18 protein-coding genes are annotated in these 19,570 nt (G+C 71.4%); 6 read left to right on the top strand and 12 right to left on the bottom strand.

From position 1 onward, the window contains the following. The first annotated feature begins 39 nt into the window (after positions 1–39). A complete protein-coding gene (locus tag ACGFMK_RS10005) occupies positions 40–3,216 on the top strand; it encodes a BTAD domain-containing putative transcriptional regulator (protein WP_392760181.1) in 3,177 nt (1,058 codons plus the stop codon). Between the two features lie 71 nt (positions 3,217–3,287). Here the strand turns inward: ACGFMK_RS10005 and ACGFMK_RS10000 are convergent, their stop codons facing one another. Together ACGFMK_RS10000 and ACGFMK_RS09995 are read right to left on the bottom strand one after the other, a co-directional pair. Beyond that, a complete protein-coding gene (locus tag ACGFMK_RS10000; protein ID WP_392760179.1) occupies positions 3,288–4,094 on the bottom strand; it encodes an ABC transporter permease in 807 nt (268 codons plus the stop codon). Then, positions 4,091–5,071: an ATP-binding cassette domain-containing protein gene (locus ACGFMK_RS09995; protein ID WP_392760177.1), complete on the bottom strand. Its 981-nt coding sequence runs from the start codon at positions 5,069–5,071 to the stop codon at positions 4,091–4,093. Before ACGFMK_RS09995 ends, ACGFMK_RS10000 begins: the two co-directional genes overlap by 4 nt. 115 nt (positions 5,072–5,186) lie before the next feature. Here ACGFMK_RS09995 and ACGFMK_RS09990 point away from each other — a divergent pair, with 115 nt between their 5' ends. After that, positions 5,187–6,203 (top strand): endonuclease/exonuclease/phosphatase family protein, encoded by a 1,017-nt coding sequence (locus ACGFMK_RS09990; RefSeq protein ID WP_392760175.1) that lies wholly within the window; start codon positions 5,187–5,189, stop codon positions 6,201–6,203. A gap of 9 nt (positions 6,204–6,212) precedes the next feature. Here the strand turns inward: ACGFMK_RS09990 and ACGFMK_RS09985 are convergent, their stop codons facing one another. The 3 genes from ACGFMK_RS09985 to ACGFMK_RS09975 all read right to left on the bottom strand — a co-directional run bounded on the left by ACGFMK_RS09985 (position 6,213) and on the right by ACGFMK_RS09975 (position 8,814). Beyond that, entirely contained in the window at positions 6,213–7,007 is a 795-nt protein-coding gene (locus ACGFMK_RS09985; protein WP_392760174.1) for an NAD-dependent deacetylase, read from the bottom strand. Beyond that, complete coding sequence (locus ACGFMK_RS09980) at positions 7,000–7,311, bottom strand: antibiotic biosynthesis monooxygenase family protein (protein ID WP_392760172.1); 312 nt, start codon at positions 7,309–7,311, stop codon at positions 7,000–7,002. Before ACGFMK_RS09980 ends, ACGFMK_RS09985 begins: the two co-directional genes overlap by 8 nt. Before the next feature lie 72 nt (positions 7,312–7,383). Continuing rightward, a complete protein-coding gene (locus ACGFMK_RS09975; protein ID WP_392760170.1) occupies positions 7,384–8,814 on the bottom strand; it encodes a M1 family metallopeptidase in 1,431 nt (476 codons plus the stop codon). Between the two features lie 75 nt (positions 8,815–8,889). On the opposite strand from ACGFMK_RS09975, the gene ACGFMK_RS09970 reads away from it, so the two are divergent. After that, complete coding sequence (locus tag ACGFMK_RS09970) at positions 8,890–9,636, top strand: alpha/beta fold hydrolase (RefSeq protein ID WP_392760169.1); 747 nt, start codon at positions 8,890–8,892, stop codon at positions 9,634–9,636. Positions 9,637–9,640: 4 nt separating this feature from the next. On the opposite strand, the gene ACGFMK_RS09965 is transcribed toward ACGFMK_RS09970, so the two are convergent. The 5 genes from ACGFMK_RS09965 to ACGFMK_RS09945 form a co-directional block, all read right to left on the bottom strand. Further along, the gene (locus ACGFMK_RS09965) at positions 9,641–10,600 is read right to left on the bottom strand and encodes an N-acetylmuramoyl-L-alanine amidase (protein ID WP_392760167.1); all 960 of its coding nucleotides are present in this window, start codon (positions 10,598–10,600) and stop codon (positions 9,641–9,643) included. A gap of 90 nt (positions 10,601–10,690) precedes the next feature. Beyond that, positions 10,691–11,566 (bottom strand): A/G-specific adenine glycosylase, encoded by an 876-nt coding sequence (locus ACGFMK_RS09960; protein ID WP_323324420.1) that lies wholly within the window; start codon positions 11,564–11,566, stop codon positions 10,691–10,693. Positions 11,567–11,575: 9 nt separating this feature from the next. After that, entirely contained in the window at positions 11,576–12,535 is a 960-nt protein-coding gene (locus ACGFMK_RS09955) for a glycosyltransferase (protein WP_392760165.1), read from the bottom strand. 42 nt (positions 12,536–12,577) lie between these two features. After that, positions 12,578–13,069: a beta-class carbonic anhydrase gene (locus ACGFMK_RS09950; protein WP_392760164.1), complete on the bottom strand. Its 492-nt coding sequence runs from the start codon at positions 13,067–13,069 to the stop codon at positions 12,578–12,580. 112 nt (positions 13,070–13,181) lie between these two features. After that, on the bottom strand, positions 13,182–14,282 hold the full coding sequence (locus ACGFMK_RS09945) for a LacI family DNA-binding transcriptional regulator (protein WP_392760162.1): 1,101 nt from the start codon (positions 14,280–14,282) through the stop codon (positions 13,182–13,184). 187 nt (positions 14,283–14,469) lie between these two features. Here ACGFMK_RS09945 and ACGFMK_RS09940 point away from each other — a divergent pair, with 187 nt between their 5' ends. From ACGFMK_RS09940 to ACGFMK_RS09930, 3 genes are read left to right on the top strand one after another with little or no spacing between them, the layout of a single operon-like run. Continuing rightward, a complete protein-coding gene (locus tag ACGFMK_RS09940) occupies positions 14,470–15,375 on the top strand; it encodes a metal ABC transporter solute-binding protein, Zn/Mn family (RefSeq protein WP_392760160.1) in 906 nt (301 codons plus the stop codon). Positions 15,376–15,377: 2 nt separating this feature from the next. Then, positions 15,378–16,223: a metal ABC transporter ATP-binding protein gene (locus ACGFMK_RS09935; RefSeq protein WP_392760158.1), complete on the top strand. Its 846-nt coding sequence runs from the start codon at positions 15,378–15,380 to the stop codon at positions 16,221–16,223. A gap of 3 nt (positions 16,224–16,226) precedes the next feature. Beyond that, positions 16,227–17,108, top strand: a complete 882-nt coding sequence (locus ACGFMK_RS09930) for a metal ABC transporter permease (protein WP_392760157.1) — start codon at positions 16,227–16,229, stop codon at positions 17,106–17,108. Here ACGFMK_RS09930 and ACGFMK_RS09925 read toward each other — a convergent pair. Both ACGFMK_RS09925 and ACGFMK_RS09920 read right to left on the bottom strand, forming a co-directional pair. Next, positions 17,105–18,310, bottom strand: coding sequence for a DUF445 domain-containing protein (locus ACGFMK_RS09925; RefSeq protein ID WP_392760155.1), 1,206 nt, complete (start codon positions 18,308–18,310; stop codon positions 17,105–17,107). The genes ACGFMK_RS09930 and ACGFMK_RS09925 overlap by 4 nt on opposite strands. Before the next feature lie 36 nt (positions 18,311–18,346). Then, positions 18,347–19,522, bottom strand: coding sequence for a DUF445 family protein (locus ACGFMK_RS09920; protein ID WP_392760519.1), 1,176 nt, complete (start codon positions 19,520–19,522; stop codon positions 18,347–18,349). Positions 19,523–19,570: the final 48 nt, after the last annotated feature.

Genomic DNA, 19,570 nt, shown 5'->3' with positions numbered 1-19,570 from the left:
CGGCCCCGGCCCTCAGCGAAGGTCTGGAAAGCTGGGTCCATGCGCGTTGCGCTGCTCGGCCCGCTGCGCGCGGCGGAAGACGACGGCACGCCGATCGACATCGGCGGAGCCCGCCTCCGCATGCTCTTGGCCAGGCTCGCGCTGGACGCGGGGCGGGCCGTCCCGGCCGACGCGCTGATCGACGGACTCTGGGGCACCGACCCGCCCGCCGACGCGGCCAACGCCCTCCAGTCGCTGGTCTCGCGGCTGCGGAAGGCCCTGCCGGTGGCGGTGGAGTCCGGCCCGGGCGGCTACCGCCTCGCGGTGGCCCGGGAGGACGTCGACGCCGAGCGGTTCGAACGGCTCGCCGCCGAAGGCCGCCGCGAACTCGCCGCCGGCCGTGACGCCTTCGCCGCCGAACTGCTCGCCGAGGCCCTCGCGCTGTGGCAGGGCGCCGCGCTCGCCGACGTCCTCGACGCGCCGTTCGCGCAGGCCCCCGCCCGGCGGCTCACCGATCTGCGCGCGGAGGCGGCGGAGGACCGGTTCGAAGCGCTGATCCGGCTGGGTGAGCACGCCGCCGTCCTGCCCGACCTGGCTGCCGCGGCCGACGCCGACCCGTTGCGGGAGCGGCTGGCCGGCCTGCGGATCCGCGCGCTCTGCGCCGCCGGGCGCCAGTCCGAGGCGCTCACCGTCTACTCCGGCCTGCGCCGGACGCTGGCCGACCAGCTCGGGGTCGACCCGTCCGCCGAGCTGCAGGAGATCCAGCTGGCCGCGCTGCGGGGCGAGTTCGCGCCGCCGTCCCCGGTGGCCGACCGGCTGCCGACGCGGCTGACGACGTTCGTCGGGCGTGACGACGAGCTCAAGCTGCTGGCCGAGCTGCTCGCCGGGGCCCGGCTGGTCACGCTGACCGGGCCGGGCGGGGCCGGCAAGACCCGGCTGGCCACCGAAGCGGCGTCCCGGCACCCGGCGCACCAGCAGGGCCGCGTCTGGTTCGCCGCGCTGGCCGGCGTCCGCGACGCCGACGACGTCCCCGGCGCGCTGCTGGGCGCGCTGGGCGTCCGTGACATCCGCAGCACCGAGACCGAGGTGCGCCGCCGGGCGACGGATCCGCTGGAACAGGCCGTCGAGGTGCTCGGCGGCGGGGACGCGCTGCTGGTGCTGGACAACTGCGAGCACGTCGTCGACGCCGCCGCGCGGCTGGCGGACGAGCTGCTGCACCGGGTGCCGCGGCTGCGGATCCTGGCCACCAGCCGCGAGCCGCTGGCGATCACCGGCGAGGCGCTCTGCCCGCTGGGGCCGCTGCCGGTGCCGGCGGAATCCGCCGCGCCCGCCGAAGCCGCCGAGCTGGACTCGACCCGGCTGTTCCTCGACCGGGCGGCCGCCGTCCGCCCCGACTTCGTGCTCGACGAGTCCACTGTGGACCACGTCGGGGAGATCTGCCGCCGGCTCGACGGGATGCCGCTGGCCCTGGAGCTGGCCGCGGCGCGGCTGCGGTCGATGACCGTCGCGCAGATCGCCGGCCGCCTCGGCGACCGGTTCCGGCTGCTCACCTCGGGCAGCCGCACGGCGCTGCCGCGCCAGCGGACGCTGCGCGCGGTCGTCGAGTGGAGCTGGGACCTGCTGACCGACGCCGAACTGGTGCTGGCCCGGCGGCTCTCGGTGTTCGTCGGCGGCGCCGAGCTGGAGACGGTCGAGGCCGTCTGCGCGGACGAGTCCCTGGCCGCGGCCGACGTGCCGTACGTGCTCGGCAGCCTGGTCGAGAAGTCCATTGTGGACAACATGGACGACGGGCGCGGCGAACCGCGGTACCGGATGCTGGAGACGCTGCGGGCGTACGCCACCGAGCGGCTGGTGGAGTCCGGTGAGCTGGACACGACCCGCCGCGCGATGGCGGCCCACTACGCCGAGCTGTCGGCCCGGCTGGAGCCGGTGCTGCGCACCCGCGACCAGCTGCCCGCGCTCGAGCGGTACGAGGCCGAGAACGCCAACATGATCACGGCCCTGCGCGGCGCGATCGAGATGTCCGATGTGGACAACGCGGTCGGCCTGCTGGACGGGTTGTTCTGGTACCTGACCATCCTGGGCCAGGGCAGCCGGGTCGACGGGGTGATCCGCGAGACCCTCACCTTCGGCGACCGGTTGCCCCCGGCCGCCTCCGCGGCCTACCGGGCGATCCTCTACCTGATGGACGCGGTCCCGATGCGCAGTGAGAACGCCGACATCGTGCCGCTGGTCGACGAGTGCGTCCGCACCGGTGCGATGGACCGCTACGCCGGGCTCGCGGTGGCCCTGCCGATGCTGGCCTTCCTCAGCGGCGACCGCGACGTCGCGCTCCGCGAGGTGCGGCGGGCGGCGGCGAGCCCGGACCCGTGGACCCGCGCCGGCGGGCACTGGGTGGAGAGCTTCGTGCTCGACGACGGGGGTGACGTCGAGGGCGCGGACCGCGCGCGGGACCTGGCCCACACCGGGTTCGTCGAGGTCGGCGACCGGTGGGGTACCGCGATGACGTTGAGCTTCCAGGCGTACGCCCTTTCGCAGGCAGGCGAAAGCGACCGGGCGATCGAGTGTTACCAGCAGGGGCTGGCGCTGTCGATGGAGCTGCGCTCGCACGAGGACGCCGTCCAGCACTGGTGGCGGCTGGCCGTGGAACGGGCCCGCGCCGGGGACTTCGAAGGGGCCTGGCGCGACCAGGAGGCCGCCGAGCGCTACGGCGCGGCCATCACGAACCCGCAGCAGAAGGTCGTCCTGATGTTCGGCCGGCTGGAGCTGCTGGTGCGCACGGGCCGGCTGGCCGAAGCCCGGTCGCAGCTCGACCGGATCGGGGCCCTGCTGCGGGACGCGGTGTTCCCCGGCGGGATGGGCGAGGAGTGGGTCAACGCGGCCGAGGCGCGCCTGCGCCTGGCTCTCGGCCGTCCCGGCGAAGCGGAAACCTTCGCCGCCGCGGCGATCCGGTCCACGTACCTGCGTGGCGACATGCCGGACCTGGCCGGGGCGGTGGAGCTGCTGGCCCTGATCCGGGCGCAGCAGGGGCGGTTCGAGGTGGCGGCCCGGGTGCTCGCGGCGTCCGCGGTCGTCCGCGGCCGGCTCGACCTCGGCAGCCCCGAGCTCCGGGAGCTGCGTGCTTCGCTGGCCGAAGCGTTGCCGGAATACGAAGAGCGGTACGAACAGGCCCGGAAGGTGTCCAAAGAGGACACGATCACCTGGCTCATGGCGGAGCTGGACACGGTCAAGAGCTGAAGGGGACGCCCGCCCCCCGGCGAACGTCCCCTTCAGCTACCGGCGTGGGTCACCCCCGTGCACCCGCGCCCTCAGACCCGCCGGCGGTAGGCCCAGGTGGCCAGCGGGAAGAACACGACGACCGCGCCTGCCATCCAGGCCAGGGCCCCGGCCAGCGGGCCGGCGACGGCGCCGCCGTTCATCAGGCCGCGCAGCGCGTTCGCCATCAGGCTCACCGGGCTGATGTCGGCCCACGCCTTCAGCCAGCCCGGCATGGTGCTCGTGCTGACGAACACGTTGCTGCCGAACGTCAGCGGCATGATGAAGACGAACATCAGGGCCGTCGCCGCGCCCGGCGACTTCATGATCATGCCGACGAACACCGAGCCCCAGCAGAAGCAGAGCCCGAACGCCAGCGCCAGCAGGATGGCCACGGCGAACTCGCCGGGGCTGGTCGCGATCCGGTAGCCCATGATCGTCGCGACGACCATCAGGACGGTCAGGCAGACCACGTACCGCACGATGTCCGCGAGCACCGCGCCGATCAGCGGTGCCGACCGGGCGATTGGCATGCTGCGGAACCGGTCGAAGACGCCCTTGGTGATGTCGGTGTTGAGGTTCGTGCCGACGGTGAGGCACGCCTGCAGGATGTTCATCACCATGATCCCCGGCACGACCATCTGCAGGTACGCGTCGGTCGAGCCGGACAGCGCGCCACCGAACAGGTAGACGAACATGACCAGGAAGATGATCGGCATCAGCGTGACGTCGGCCAGCTGCTCCGGGTTCTTGCGGATCTTCAGGACGCCGCGCCAGGCCAGCGAAAGCGCGTGCTGGAAGCCCTTGGCGGGGCTGATGTGCCGCGGCGGGGCCGGGCGGTCGAGTGCCAGGGTCGTCATGCCAGGCTCCCTTCGAGATCGCGAGTGTCCTTAGTGGATTCTTCGGCGGCGTGCCCGGTCAGGGCGAGGAACACCTCGTCGAGGCTGGGCAGCCGCAGCGCCAGCTCGTCCGCGGTGATCCCGGCTTCGTCGAGCTTGCGGACCAAAGTGGACAGCAGCACCGGGTCGCTGACCGGCGCGGTGAGCAGCCCGGAGGCGTCGTCACGGGTCGGCCGGACGCCGGAGAGGTCGCCGAGGATCCGGTTGACGGCGTCCATGTCGGACAGCTGGGTCGGGCGCACCTGCAGCGTCTGCCCGCCGACGCGGCGCTTGAGCTCGTCGGCCCGGCCGTCGGCGACGACCCGGCCGTGGTCGAACACGGTGATCTTGTCGGCCAGCTGGTCGGCCTCCTCGAGGTACTGCGTGGTCAGCAGCACCGTCGCGCCGTCGGCGACGAGGTTGCGGACGACGTCCCAGACCTCGTTGCGGGCGTGCGGGTCGAGCCCGGTGGTCGGTTCGTCGAGGTAGAGCACCTCGGGGCCGCCGACGAGGCTGGCGGCCAGGTCGATCCGGCGCCGCATGCCGCCCGAGAACGTCCGGATCGCCCGCTTGGCCGCGCCGGTCAGCTCGAACCGCTCGATCAGCTCGGTGGCGCGCTTGCGGGCCTGGGCCCGGGGCAGGCCGTACAGCCGGCCGATGAGCATCAGGTTCTCGATGCCGTTGAGGTCTTCGTCGACCGACGCGTACTGCCCGGTCAGCCCGATCAGGCTGCGGACCCGGACCGGGTCGGCGACCACGTCGTAGCCCCCGACCGTGGCTCTCCCGGAGTCGGGTTTCATCAACGTCGCCAGAATGCGGATCGCGGTCGTCTTGCCCGCGCCGTTCGGCCCGAGCACCCCCACCACCTGGCCGTAGGGGACCTCGAGGTCCACCCCGTCCAGCGCCTTGGTCTCCCCGAAGTGCTTGACCAGGCCTTCAGCCTGGATCGCGTGCGACATGGCGTTCCTCCTTCGCAGTCGCTTACGGGAACCACAGTGGACCCGCGGGCTGGCAGGCCGCGCACAGCGCGCTGGCAGCGGCTGTCCGCTGCTGGCAGGCGCTGGTGGAGATCTTGTGGAGGAGTTGTCGCCGCCCGGGCCGTCCGGCCGCCGCCTGGGCATACTCGGCACCATGGTGACAACGGAAGAGACGCGGGTGCGGCGGAAGAATCCGCTGGTCACGGCCCTGCTGGTGGTGCCGGTGGTGCCGCTGGCGGTCCTGGCCGCGCTGCGCCTGATCGGTTTCGACGGCGACTGGTACACCCTCGTCGTGCTGTCATTGACGCCGTACGCGGTCCTGTACGGCGTCCTGTTCGGCGGCCTGGCGCTGGCGTTCCGGCGCTGGTGGGTCGGCGGGGTCGCGCTGGTGCTGGCGGTCGCGCTGGCCGTGCTGGTCGTGCCGCGGGTCACGGCGAGCGAGCAACGCGACGTGCACGGCAAGACGCTGCGCGTGCTCGCGTCGAACCTGCTCTACGGGCAGGCGGATCCGAAGGCCGTCGTCGACCTGGTGCGCACGCAGCGGATCGACGTGCTGAACCTGGTCGAGCTGACGCCCCGGGCGGTCGACGGCCTGACGGCGGCCGGGCTGTTCCAGACGCTGCCGTACCGCGTGCTGCACGCGGCGCCCGGCGCGTTCGGCTCGGGGATCGTGTCGCGCTTCCCCCTGACGGAGGTCAACCTGACGGGTGATTCCGCGGCCAAGCAGCCGGGCGCCCAGGTCGACCTCGGCGACGGCGTGGTGGCCGAGGTCGTCGCCGTCCACCCGATCTCCCCGGACGTCGACACCCCGCAGTGGGAGCGCGAGACCAAGGACCTGTCCCGCGCGGCGGGCGAGCACGGCCTGCGGATCCTCGCGGGCGACTTCAACGCCACCCTGGACCACGCGGCCTTCCGCACGGTGCTGTCCCGCGGTTACAACGACGCGGCCGAGCAGCGCGGCTCGGGACTGTCGCCGACGTGGCCGTCGTCGATGCCGCTGGTGACGATCGACCACGTCGTGGTCGACAACCGCGCCGCGGTCCGGGACTACCGGGTGTTCGACGTCCAGGGCAGCGACCACCACGCGGTTTTCGCCGAAGTGCAACTGCCGTGAGCGCGGCGGTTACGGCCGTAGCTGTTCGAGCGTCTCCAACGCACCGGCCGCGATCGAGACGCCGCGGCCGTGGCGGATCTGGGGTTCTCGCGGGTTGATGCGGATCAACGCCCCCGTCGCGGCGCTGGCCAGCTCGCTGTAGCGGCGGACCGTCGGGACCGCCTGGCCCGCGCCCAGTTCCACCACCACGAGGTCGCGCACCGTGCGGCGCCAGGCCGTCAGCTCGTCGAGCTGCTCCTGGCTGCGGTCCGGGACCCACTCGTAGTCGCCGAACATCAGGATGTTGGGGCGCGCCAGGCCGCCGCAGCGCGGGCACGACGGCAGCGGTGGTTCCGCGCGCATCGTCTCGGTGTCGACGGACACGGAAACGTCGGCCGGCCAGATTTCGTTGGTGCAGGCGGAAAGACACTGCAGGTGGTGGATGGACCCGTGTGCTTCGGCGACGTGCTCGAAGCCCGCCTTCTGGAACTGTCCGTCCACATTGGACGTGAAGACGCGGACGCCGCCGGGTGGCCGGATTTCGCGCAGCAGGGCGAACCCGCGGTGGGGCACCGTCTTCCGGTACAGGTCCAGGCGGTGGCCGTAGAAACCCCAGGCCAGCTCGGGGTCTTCGGCGAAGTGCCGCGGGTCGGCGATCTCCTCGAACCGCAGCCCGAGCCGGGCGTACGGCGGGTACGCGCGCCAGAACCCCTCGCCGCCCCGGAAGTCCGGCAGGCCGGAGTCGACACCCATCCCGGCGCCGGCGCAGATCAGCAGCGCGCCGGCGCCGTCCAGCAGTTCCGCGGCGCGGGCGAGGTCACTCACCCGGGTTCGAGCCGAGGACGACCTCGAACTCCAGCAGGCTCGCCCCGCTCGACACCGGCTTGGCGCGCTCGCCGGAGTGCGCGGCCGCGGCGGCGCCCCCGTTTGCCCAGGCCTGGTAGGCCTCCTCCGTCTCCCACTTCGTGTAGACGAAGTAGCGCGTCTCGCCGGAAACCGGCCGCAGCAGCTCGAAGCCGAGAAAACCGGGCTGCTGGTCGACGGCGTGCAGCCGCGCACCGAACCGCTTCTCCAGCTCGGGGCCGGCGCCTTCGGGAACCTCGATCGCGTTGATCTTCACGACACTCATGGCTCCACCCTACTGACGCCGCGGCGACCGGCTGGATGATCCGCACCACGGCGGACACCCGTACCCAGGGGGTCAGCTGCGCAGGGAGCCGGGGTAGAGGTCGGCGTCCGCGGGCAAAGACGTCCCGTGGAACCAGTCCGCGAAGAAGGCCTGGAGGTCCTGGCCGGAGACGCTGCGGGCCAGGCTCTCGAAGGCCGTCCAGGTCGCGTTCGCGTGGCGGTACTTCGCCGGCCACTCGTGCAGGAGGCGGTCGAACGCCGGGTCGCCGATCTTCCGGCGCAGCGCGTGCAGCGCGAGGATGCCCTTGTCGTAAACGCCTTCGAACTCGTGCCCGGCGCCCATGCCGACCAGCTTGCGGTTCCAGAAGTCGGTGCTGCCGCGGGTCAGCTCGATCGCCGCGCGGTAGCGGTCGTCGAGGTTCTGCCCCTCGCGCTCGCCCCACAGCCACTGCGCGTACGACGCGAAGCACTCGTTCAGGCAGGTGTCCGACCAGTCGGCGACCGAAACCGAGTCGCCGAACCACTGGTGGGCGTTCTCGTGCACCAGCGTCAGCAGCTCGGCCCACTTCGCGTAGGTCGGCCGGGTCTGCGTCTCCAGGGAGAAGTGGATGTCCTCGTTCAGGTAGATCCCGCCGGCCGCCGACTGCGGGTACGGCCCGAACTTGCTGCTCAGGAAGGCCAGGACCTCGGGCAGCCGGTCACCGGTCGCGCGGTGGTCCTCGGCGCCGGGCGCGTACGCGGAGACGACCGGGGTGCCGTCCGGCAGCGTCGAGCGGTCGACGCTGAACCTGTCGATCGCGACGGTCGTCAGGTAGCTCGCCACCGGGTTCGTCTCGGTCCACGTCGTGGTGGTCTTGCCGCCGGCGTGCACCGGCGGCAGCTCGCGGCCGTTCGAGATCACCGTCCAGCCGTCCGGGACGTGCGTGGTGAGCGTGAACGTGGCCTTGTCGCGCGGGGTCTCGTTCACCGGGTACCAGTAGGCCGCCGAGTGCGGCTCGCCGACCATGTAGGCGCCGCCGTCGGCGGAGTGCTGCCAGCCGTTGTCGCTGTCGCCGTCGTGCGGGGTCTTCGCCGGGTCGCCGCCGTAGCGGACGCGCGTGTGGAACGTCGTCCCGCCGCGGATCGGCGCCGACGGCGTCACGACCAGTTCGAACGTCTTCTCCCGGCTGAACCTCACCGGCTGCCCGTCGATTTCGACGCTGCTGACGTCGAGTCCGCGCAGGTCGAGGTCGAACCGGCTGAGGTCCTGGGTGGCCTTCGCGGTGACCGTCGTGTCGCCGTCGAGGTGGCCGCTCGCCGGGTCGTAGCTCGCGTCGACGTGGTAGTCGAGGGCGTCGTAACCGCCGTTGCCGTCCTCCGGGTAATACGGATCACCGGCGCCCGGCGCCCCGGGAACGGGGTGCATCGGGGGTGGTGGGGGCGGCGCCGGGACGGCGTCACCGCTGCAGGCCGCGGCGGAGATCACCACACTGCAGAGGGCGAGGGCGGTGAGTCGGCGGCGCATGCCGCCCAGCCTAGGTCATCGTGCGCGACCGCTCGGTCACGTTCCGCACCTGCGGTTTTGTGGTTAGGTGGCCGCGTGCTCTGTTTCGGCGGCAGCGGCGTGCCGATCGTTCTGCTCCACGGCCTGATGGGCCGCGCGCGGACTTGGCGGCGCGTCGCGGAGTGGCTCCGGCCCTACGGCGCGGTGTACGGCCTCGACGCGCGCGGCCACGGCAGCGCGCCGCGCGTCGGCCCCTGGACGACCGAGCGGTTCGCCGAAGACGTCGCCGGCACGCTGCGCACCCTCGACGCCGGCCCGGCCGTGCTCATCGGCCACTCGATGGGCGGGCTGCACGCGTGGGCGACGGCCGCGCGGTACCCGGAGCTGGTGCGCGCGGTGGTGTCCGAGGACTTCGCGCCGGACCAGCGCGGCCGCACGGTGGAGACGTGGCGCGGGTACTTCGAGAGCTGGCCGGTGCCGTTCAAGTCCCTGGACCACGTCCGCGAGTTCTTCGGCGACGCGGGTGCGTATTTCACCGACTGCGTCGAGGAGCGTTCCGACGGGTTTCACCTGGTCGCCGACCTGGCGGACCTGTACGTCATCGCCGCCGAGTGGGGCCGCCGGGACTACTGGGCCACGGTGGACGCGATCCGCTGCCCGCTGCTGCTGGTCGAGGGTGAGCACACGGCCATGCCACCGGGCCAGCAGGCGGCTGTCGCGGCCCGGGTGCCGGGCGCGAAACACCTGATCGTCCCGGGCTCGGCCCACCTGCCCCACGACGAGGCGCCGGAGACCTACCGAGGCGCCGTCGAGGCCTTCCTGTCCGAGGTCCTGAACCGCTGACGCTTCAGGCCCGGGAGAGGTCCGCTCGCCAGGCCGCCGTCGAGCGGTCGGCCGGGACGATCAGCGGCCAGACGTCCGAGCCGAGGAAGCCCGTCTCGTCGGCCGCCTGCGACGCGGTGCACGTGTCGCGCGGCAGCCCGGCCTGCGCGGCCAGCGCGGTCACGGCGTCCTTTGTGGACTTACCGAAGACGCCGTCGGCGGGCACGCCGAACCCGGCCGACCGCAGGAACCGCTGCGCCAGCTGCACCTGCTTGCCCGTGTCACCGGGCTTGAGCAGCGGCCACTCGGCCTCGGCCCGTGCCACCGGTACGCCGAGGACCCGCCCGACGGCGGTGCGCAGCTCCGGCAGCCGGTTGTAGAGCACCTGGCCGGGGCATTCGGTCGTGTTGAAGTCGCGGTGGCCCTTGATGAACTCCGGCGCGATGCCGTACTGGTGCGCGATGTAGGCGACCAGGTTCACCAGCGAGTCCCACAGTGCCTGCGGCACGTCGACCGTGCTGTACAGGCCCTCGTTCTCGATGCCGATGACTTCGCTGTTGTGGTTGCCGACATTGGCGCCCTGCACGTGCTGGGTGCCGCCGCGCAGGATCTCCAGGCTGCGGTGCCGGCCTTCGGTGACGAACCCGCCGCGGCTGTTCGTGAACTGCTGGCCGCTGTCGATCCAGCCGTTCTTGTCCATGTGCAGGTTCTGGATGAACTTCGCGACGTAGAACGCGCGAGCCAGGGAGAAGTCGTTGTTCATCGGCGGGTCGACGGCGTGGTGCACGACGATGTAGGTCGGTTTGTGGTTCTCCACCACGATCGGGCCGGTGGCGGCCCGGGCACCCCACTCGGCCGTGCCGTGGATAGTGGGCGTCGGTACGGCCGCCGCTGCCGCGGTGCTGACCCCGGTCAGCCCCAGTGTGCCGACCGCGGTCGCCGTGAATCCCGCCTTGAGCAGGGCACGGCGGTCAAAGTCCGCCATTGCGTGACACCTTCCGCCGGAATGCAACCAGGCGAAGGTAACCCCGCATCGTGCCGATGACAACTATTGACCAACTTTTGGTGTAGCGCGTTAGTGTTCGCCCGGAAGTGCGAAGAGACCGTCGCGGGTCTGCTCCAGCAGCCCGTCGACGAGCAGGGAGTCCAGGCAGCGATCACGCTGGCCGCCGTCGTGCCAGACGAGGTCCAGCTTCGCCTTTTCGACCGGCCCCTCGGTGCCGCGCAGGACGTCGAGCAGCAGCCCGCGCACCTGCCGGTCGGTGCCCGCGAACTTCTGCACCGGCTTGGCCGGGCCCGCGTACTCCGGACGTCCGGCGTGCTGCCACGCGCACTCGTCGTACACCGGGCAGTCCGCGCAGCGCGGGGCGCGCGCGGTGCAGATCAGCGCGCCGAGCTCCATGATCGCGGCCGAAAAGCGCGCGGCCGGCGCGTCGTCGGCCGGCAGCAGCGCCTCGACGTCGGCCATGTCGCGGGTGTTCGACGCGGGCCCGGCGTCACCGGCGCCGTGCACCGCCCGCGCGACGACCCGCCGCACGTTCGTGTCGACGACCGGCGCGCGCCGTCCGTAGGCGAACGCCGCGACAGCCCGCGCGGTGTAGGCGCCGATCCCCGGCAGCGCGAGCAGGGTGTCCACATCGGACGGGACGACGTCCCCGTGCTCGGCCGCGATCACGCCCGCCGCCTGGTGCAGCCGCAGCGCGCGGCGCGGGTAGCCGAGCTTGCCCCAGGCCCGCACGACCTCGCCCTGGGACGACGCCGCCAGCGCCGAGGGCACCGGCCAGCGCGCCATCCACTCGTGCCAGATCGGCTCGACCCGGGCGACCGGCGTCTGCTGCAGCATGATTTCGCTGACCAGCACCCCCCAGGCCGAGCACCCGGGTTCGCGCCAGGGCAGGTCCCGGCCGTGCGCGGAGAACCAGTCGAGCAGTACGTCAGCGTCCACAGCCACGCCGGGAGGCTACTTCGCGTGCTTCGGCAGCTCGCGAGCGACCTCGTCCGGCGACGGCATCGCGGCGATCTCCGCGGCGAGCGCGCGGGCCGCGTCACGGCACGACGGCCGCTTCCGCGCCTGTTCGGCGACGGCGTCCGCGCTCAGCTCGCCGGGCCGGAGCTGCAGCGCGGCACCGGCGGAGACAAGGGCGTCGGCGTTCGCGAACTGGTCGGCGCCCTGCGGCAGGACGAGCTGCGGGACGCCCTCGGCGAGCGCGCCGAGCGTGGTGCCACTGCCGCCGTGGTGGACGACCAGGTCGGCGTGCGCCACGACTTCGGCCTGCGGCACCCAGGCCTGGACCGTGACGTTGTCCGGAACGGCGCCGAGGTCTTCGGGACGCACGCTCCCGGTGGCCACCATGATGTCCGCGTCGAGCGCGGCCAGGCCCCGGATCGCCGTGGTGAGCACCTCGGCGGTGCCGAACGCGGTGCCGAGCGTCAGGTAAATCAGCGGCCGCGTCGGCCGCTCGAAGCGGCCGGGCTCGGAGTAGGGCACCGGACGCAGGGCGATCCGCTCGGCCGTTGCGCGGAAGTCTTTGTCCTGCAACGACGGTGGGCAGATGTCCAGGTGCACCCCGCCGCGTGGGCGGTCGAATCCGATCCCCTCGGGGAGCATCCGGCCGAAGCCGTGCCACAGAGCGGGGATCCCGGCCCGCCGCGCGGCGACGGCGGCCTCGGGCACACCCCAGCCGTGCACCACGAGGTCCGGCTGCAGCCGCGCCAGCTCCGGCTCGAGGTCTTCGGCGTAGATCTCGTAGAACGAATCCGCCGGTCGAAAGGGCCGGAGCCCGCTGCGGAGCAGGGCCGCGTGGACGTGCTCACCGGCCGCGAAGTGCACTTCGTGCCCGGCCTCCCGTGCCGCGACCGCGAGCGGGATCAGCGGGTAGGTGTGGCCGGGCGACGCGAGGCCGGCGAAGAGGACGCGCACGCTGTTCCCCGTTCAGATGGTGACGACATCTGAACGCGAAGGCTACTCGACCTCGGTGAGCTTCCCCGTCTTGACGTCGTAGACGAAGCCGCGGACGTTGTCGGTGTGCGGCAGGAAGTCGCTGCGGCGCACGCGCTCGACCGACGTCCGGACGCTGTTCTCGACGTTGCGGAACGCCTCGACCGCCCAGGTCGGGCGCAGTCCGGTGTCGCTCTCGAGCTCGTCCTTGAAGTCGTCCTCGGTCACCATGGAGAGGCCGCACTCGGTGTGCTGGACGATCAGCACCTCGCGGGTGCCGAGCTTGCGCTGCGACAGGGCCAGCGAGCGGATCATGTCGTCGGTGACCACGCCGCCGGCGTTGCGCAGCACGTGCGACTCGCCCTGGAGCAGGCCGAACAGCTCGAACACCCGGATGCGGGCGTCCATGCAGGTCAGGATGGCCACCTGGAGTGACGGCTTCGGGGTCGACCGGTCGCCGGGCGTGATTTCGCCCAGTTCCTGGTTGCGCTTGAGCAGAACGTCGATCGAGGTCATCGGTCACCTTCCGGCCAGTGGCCCCGCGGCGCGGGCGTACTCCTCCATTGGACCTGGACCAGACCTGATCGGGCAATGCGAAAAGAGCTATATCACTGCTGGTAAGGGGGGCTCAGCCGCCGAACCAGGGTTCTTCGACCGTTCGCGGGGGTGCCGACGTCCGGCCGATGCGCAGCTCGGTGGGCAGCGTGATCACCTTCGGCGCGCTCCGCTCGCCCGAGCTGAGCAGCAGCCGCCCGGCCGTCTTGCCCTTCTCCAGCACCGGCTGGTGGACGGTCGTGAGGCCGATCCGCTCGGCTTCGGCGATGCCGTCGAACCCGGTGACGGTGAGGTCCTGCGGCACGCGCAGGCCGCGCCGCTCGGCCTCGGCCATGGCGCCGAGCGCGAGGATGTCCGAGGTGCAGATCACGGCCGTGATCTGCGGATACGCGTCGAGCAGCTGCCGGGCGGCGGACGCGCCGTCGTCCACCGTGTGGTCGAAACGCTCGATCACCGGGACGCCCGCCCAGTCGACGCCGGCCGCGGAGAACGCCACGGCGAGCGCTTCGAGCCGGGTGCGCTGGACGTGGAAGTGCGCGCCGCTCTGGCGCGCCGGGGAGACGAAGTCGTCGTTGCGCTCGCGGGCCAGCCGCATGCAGATCACGCCGACCTGCCGGTGGCCGAGGCCGACCAGGTGCTCGGCGATCTTGCCGACGGCCGCGGCGTCGTCCGGGCCGACGCGGTCGATGCCCTCGATGCTCGGCTGGTCGATGATCACCGTCGGGACCGGCCGCTCCAGCACGGCGGCCAGGTGCGGGTCGTCGTCCGGCACGGAGTAGACGACGAAGCCGTCGACGCCCGCGCGGTGCACCGCGGCGACGTCCTCCCGGCCCGGGCTGGCCGGCACCAGGTGGAGGCCGACACTGGCGTCTTCGCAGGCCAGGGCCAGTCCTTCGAGGACACCGACGGCCGCGGGGTCGCGGAAGGCGTAGGAGAGGTTCTCGGTGAGCAGCAGCCCGACGGCGCCGGCCTTGCGGGTGCGCAGCGAGCGGGCGACGGGGTCGGGTCCGGGGTAGCCGAGGCGCCGCGCGGTCTCGAGGACCCGGCGGCGCAGTTCCGGGGACAGCTGGTCCGGCCGGTTGTAGGCGTTGGACACCGTGGTCCTGGACACACCGAGCTCCGCCGCGAGCGACGCCAGTGTCGCCTGCCTCCGGGTGCGAATAGGACGTCCCATCAGCAAACCGTAACGGTTCAGATCGTTTTCCTGAAGAGACACCCCGCGTGGTCGATGTCTCGATCCGCATGCGTGAACTCGCATACACCAAACCGGGATCGGATGGCCAGGAAGTCATCCGGATGGGGTAAGGTGAATCTGACAACGGTTTCCATTAGCGTCTGAGTGTCCTTCAGGAGAGTCCCCGATGAGTTCCCGCCGCGTGCTCGCCGCCGCTTCGGCCCTGTCCCTCCTCGCGCTGGCCGCGTGCTCCGGTGGCGGGTCGTCCGGCTCCGACGGCGGGGCGCAGTCCGGTGGCGACGGCAAGATCGAGGTCGTCGCCTCGACGGACGTCTGGGGCAGCGTGGCCAGTGCCGTCGGCGGGGACAAGGTGCAGGTCAAGTCGGTCATCCACGACCCGTCGGCCGACCCGCACTCCTACGAAACCACCGCCGACGACGCGCTCGCGGCGAAGGACGCGCAGCTCCTGCTGTCCAACGGCGGCGGGTACGACGAGTTCTTCGGCAAGCTCACCGACCAGGCGGCCGACGCGAAGAAGATCGTCGCCTACGACGTCGCCGCGACCGGCGACGAGAACGAGCACGTCTGGTACGACCTGCCGGGTGTCGACAAGGTGGCCGACCAGGTCGCCGCGCAGCTCGCTGAGCTGCAGCCGGCGTCGAAGCAGGCCTTCACCGACAACGCGACCGCGTTCAAGGCGAAGGTCGACGCGCTGGAGAAGCGGCTCGGTGAGCTGGGCGCGGCGCACCCGGGCACGAAGGTCGTCGTCACCGAGCCGGTCGCGCACTACCTGCTCCAGAGCGCGAAGCTGACGGACGCGACCCCCAAGGCGTTCTCGGACGCGGTGGAGAACGACACCGACGTCCCGGCGGGCGCGGTGAACGAATACAAGCAGCTCATCGCCACCAAGCAGGTCAAGGCGCTGATCAACAACGCGCAGACGGTGACGCCACTGACCCAGGACGTCGTCGGCCAGGCGAAGGCCGCCGGGATCGGTGTCGTGGACGTGACCGAAACGCTGCCCCAGGGTGTGACGGACTACATTGGCTGGATGACCGGGGAAGTCGATGCGCTCGCGAAAGCGTTGAGCTGAGCATGGCTCCCGTCTCCGACGACGTACGCCCCGCGGTCCGGGTCCGCGGTGCGGGTCTCGCGTTCGGTCCCCGGACCCTCTGGTCGGGCCTCGACCTCGTGGTCGAGCCGGGCGAGTTCCTCGCCGTGCTCGGCCCGAACGGCTCCGGCAAGAGCAGCCTGCTCAAGGCGCTGCTCGGCATGCAGGGCCTGTCCGCGGGCACGGTCGAGATCGCCGGCGGCCGCCCTGGCGGCGCGAACCGCAAGGTCGGGTACATCCCGCAGCAGCGCGCGATCGACGAATCGCTGACGCTGCGTGGTGTCGACCTGGTCGGCCTGGGCCTCGACGGCCACCGCTGGGGCACGGGCCTGTTCGGCATGGCCGCGCGCCGTCGTCTCGTTTCCGAGGCGATCGACGCGGTGGGCGCGACGAGGTACGCGAAGCAGCCCGTCGGCCGGCTGTCCGGCGGCGAGCAGCAGCGGCTGCGGGTGGCGCAGGCCCTGGTCGGCGACCCCGAGGTGCTGCTGTGTGACGAGCCGCTGCTGTCTCTGGACCTCGCGCACCAGCGCGCGATCAGCGAGCTGATCGACGAGCGGCGGCGCACGTCGGGCACCGCGGTGCTGTTCGTGACGCACGAGATCAACCCGGTGCTGCCGTTCGTCGACCGGGTGTTGTACCTGGTCAACGGCTCTTTCCGGATCGGCAAGCCGGACGAGGTGATGAACACCGAGACGCTGTCGCAGCTGTACGGCACGCGGGTCGAGGTGCTCAAGGTCGGCGGGCAGATCCACATCGCGGGCGCGCAGAGCTCGCTGTGCGAGGAGGAGCCGCACCACCACGAACACGACGTCGAAGAACAAGTGGGCTGAGTCTTGGATCTGTTCGACTTCGGCAAGACCTGGGAGCTGATCACCGAGCTCCCTGGTGTCCAGACGGCCCTGCTGGCCGCTCTTGTTCTCGGCCTGGTGGCCGGCGTGCTGGGCCCGCTGATCGTGATGCGCCGCATGTCGTTCGCCGTGCACGGCACGTCGGAGCTGGCCTTCACGGGCGGCGCGGCGGCCCTGCTGCTCGGGATCGGCGTCGAGTACGGCGCGCTGATCGGCGCGGTCGTGGCGGCCCTGCTGCTGGGCATCTTGGGAGCCCGCGACGCGGACCGCGACTCGGTGATCGGCGTGATCCTGTCGTTCGGCCTCGGCATGGGCGTGCTGTTCCTGTCCTTCTACAAAGGACGGTCCGGCAACAAGTTCGGCATTCTCACGGGCCAGATCATCACCATCGACTCGACGAACCTGACGTTGTTCGTGGTGTCGTCGGTGGTGGTGCTGGCGGTGCTGGCGCTGGTCTACCGGCCGCTGCTGTTCGCGTCGGTCGACCGCAACGTGGCCGTGGCGCGCGGGGTCCCGGTGAAGACGCTGACGGTGGTGTTCGCGCTGCTGGTGGGCATTTCGACGGCGCTGAGCGTGAAGGTGGTCGGGTCGCTGCTGGTGGTCGCGCTGATGGTGACGCCCGCGGCCGCGGCTGCTCGCGTGACGGCCTCGCCGTGGAAGGCGACGGTGCTGGCGGTGGTCTTCGCCGAGGTGTCGGCGCTGGGCGGGATCGTGCTGTCGCTGGCGCCGGGGCTGCCGGTGAGCGCGTTCGTCACGGCGATTTCGTTCTTGATCTACGTGGTGTGCCGGGTGATCGCCTGGCAGCGCGACCGCCGGACGCGGGTGCGAGCGGTGGAGTCGGCCGCCGAGCTGACCCCCGTGGCCTAACCCAGCATCAGCAGGACCTGTAGCTCCCCGACCAGGAAGCCGATCACCCCGCCGACCGCGATCAGCTTCCACTCGTCCTGGCGGAACGCCGGCCGCAGCAATCCCTCGAACTCCAGCGGTGTCAACGCCAGCATTCGCTGCTCGATCACCTTCGCGACGTCCATCGCCTCGGTCAGGTAGCCCTCGGCGTAGCGCGCCGTGTCCGGCAGCTGCTCCAACGCCTTCGCCGCGGCCGCGTGCTTCATCTCGCGCAACCGCGTGCCGCCCGCGAAGGCCATCGGCACCTGGGAATCCACTGCCGACGAGACCATCTGCTCGACCAGCGCCGCCAGGCGATCCGCGCGCGGGCCGCGCAGCACCGCGTCCAGCAGGTTCTGGACCGTCAGGACCTCGGTCGCGATCAGCTCGCCGTACTGCCTCGCGACCTCCGCGCGTCGCCGTTGGAACTTGCCCTGGAAGATCACGCGGCCGACTCGCACCGGCTCGCGGGGGACGAAGATCAGCTTGATCGCCAGCCAGTCCGTGCACAGCCCGATCACGCCGCCGAAGACCGGCAGCACCCACGGTTCGCGCGTGAACGCCCAGACGATCGTCTGCACCACACCCAGCCCGAAGCCGAAGTAGATGCCCATCCGCGCGATGAACGCCATCTCCGGCCGGGACGTCTCACGGATCAGCCGCACCAGCAGCGCGCGGTCGCGGGTCAGCCGCTGGACCGTCATGTGCTGGACGTCGAGCACCTCGTCGAGGTTCTCGCGGACGTCGTCGAGGAACTCCCGCACCAGCCGCGGCGCCGACGCCTGGACCTGCTTGATCAGCAGCTCCTGCGCCAACGTCGGCATGACCTCCCACAACCGCGGGTGGTGCTCGGCGAGCACCTCGCGGGCGATGTGGTCGACCGCGCGCAGCAGCGGCTGCTCCAGCTCGCTCGTGATGATCACCGGGTCGATCCGGCCGAAGACCTCTTTCAGGTCCAGCAGGTTCGCCGTCAGCAGCTCGGTGGCGACCGCCGCCATCCGGCCGCCGTGCTTCGGGACGACGCCCTGCCAGCCGAAGACCGGCTTGATCCCGACGAAGTCGAGCGGCCGGAACATCATCTCGATCGCGACGCGTTTGGTGACGTACCCGATCAGCGCCGCGACGAACGGCATCGCCGCGTACAGCGGCCAGTGCCGCGCGAGGTCGTCCAGGACAGCGCCCACCCGACCTCCTCACCGCCGAAAGCGAAACCGTACCGGCTAACCGAGCAGCGCGAGCACCTGCAGCTCACCGACGAGCCCGCCGATCACCGCGCCGACGGCGATCAGCTTCCACTCGTCCTGCCGGAACGCCGGTCGCAGCAGCTGCTCGAACTCGAGCGCACTCAGCTTCCGCATCCGGTCGACGATCGTGTTGCGCACGTCGAGCGCGTTGATCGCGTAGTTCTCGGCGTACCGGATCGTCTCCGGGACGCGCTCCACCGCCTTCGCCGCCGCCGTCTGCTTCAGCTCCTGGAACCGCCGGGTGCCGACGGCGATGGCGACGAACGGCTTGACGACGCTCGCCTGCGCGTCGATCGTCTTCTGCACCTCACGCGTGATCATCGTGAACAGCCGGTCGGACTTCGGCCCGCTCAGCACCGCTTCGAGCAGGTTCGGGATGGTGATGATCTCGCGCGCGATCATGTCGCCGTAGTCCGCGGCCACGACGTCGCGGCGCTTCTGGAACACGCCCTGCCAGGTGTAAAAGCCGAAGAACCGGCGCGGCTCGCGCGGCAGGAAGATCATCTTGAGGGCCAGCCAGTCGGTGAGCCAGCCGATGCCGAGGCCGAACAGCGGCAGCACGATCGGCGACTTCGTCAGGGCCCAGACGACGAGCTGCACGCAGCCGAGGGTGAACCCGAACCCGATGCCGGAGCGCGCGATGAACCGCATCTCGGGCCGGGAGATGTCGCGGATCAGCCGGTTCAGCAACGCCTTGTCGCGCACCAGGTTCGTCACGACCATGTGCTTGAGGTCGAGGACGTCCTCGATGTTGTCGGCGATCTCCCGCATGATCTTGGTGATCGCCCTCGGCGCTTCGGCCTGCACGCGCTTGAGCAGCAGCTGCTGAGCGCTGTTCGGCAGCACCTCCCACAGCCGCGGCTGGTAGGTCTCCATCACCTCGCGGGTGACGTCCTCGACGACCCGCAGCAGCGGCTGCTCGATCTCCTTCGCCACCTGCGCCGGGTCGAGCCGGGCGAAGATCTCCTTCGGGTCGACGAGGTTCGTCGTCAGCATCTCGGTGGCCGTCGCCGCCATGCGCTCGGCGTTCGCCGGCAGCACACCCTGCCAGCCGAGGAACGGCTTGACGCCGACGAACTCCACGGGCCGGAACATCATTTCGATGGCCACGCGCTTGGTGACGTACCCGATCAGCGCCGCGATGAACGGCATGGTGACGTACACCTGCCAGTGCGTGCCGAAGTCCACGTCCGCACGCTA

This window comes from Amycolatopsis sp. NPDC049252, from assembly GCF_043197175.1.
Lineage (GTDB): Bacteria > Actinomycetota > Actinomycetes > Mycobacteriales > Pseudonocardiaceae > Amycolatopsis.
This window is presented reverse-complemented; position numbering and strand designations above follow the sequence as displayed.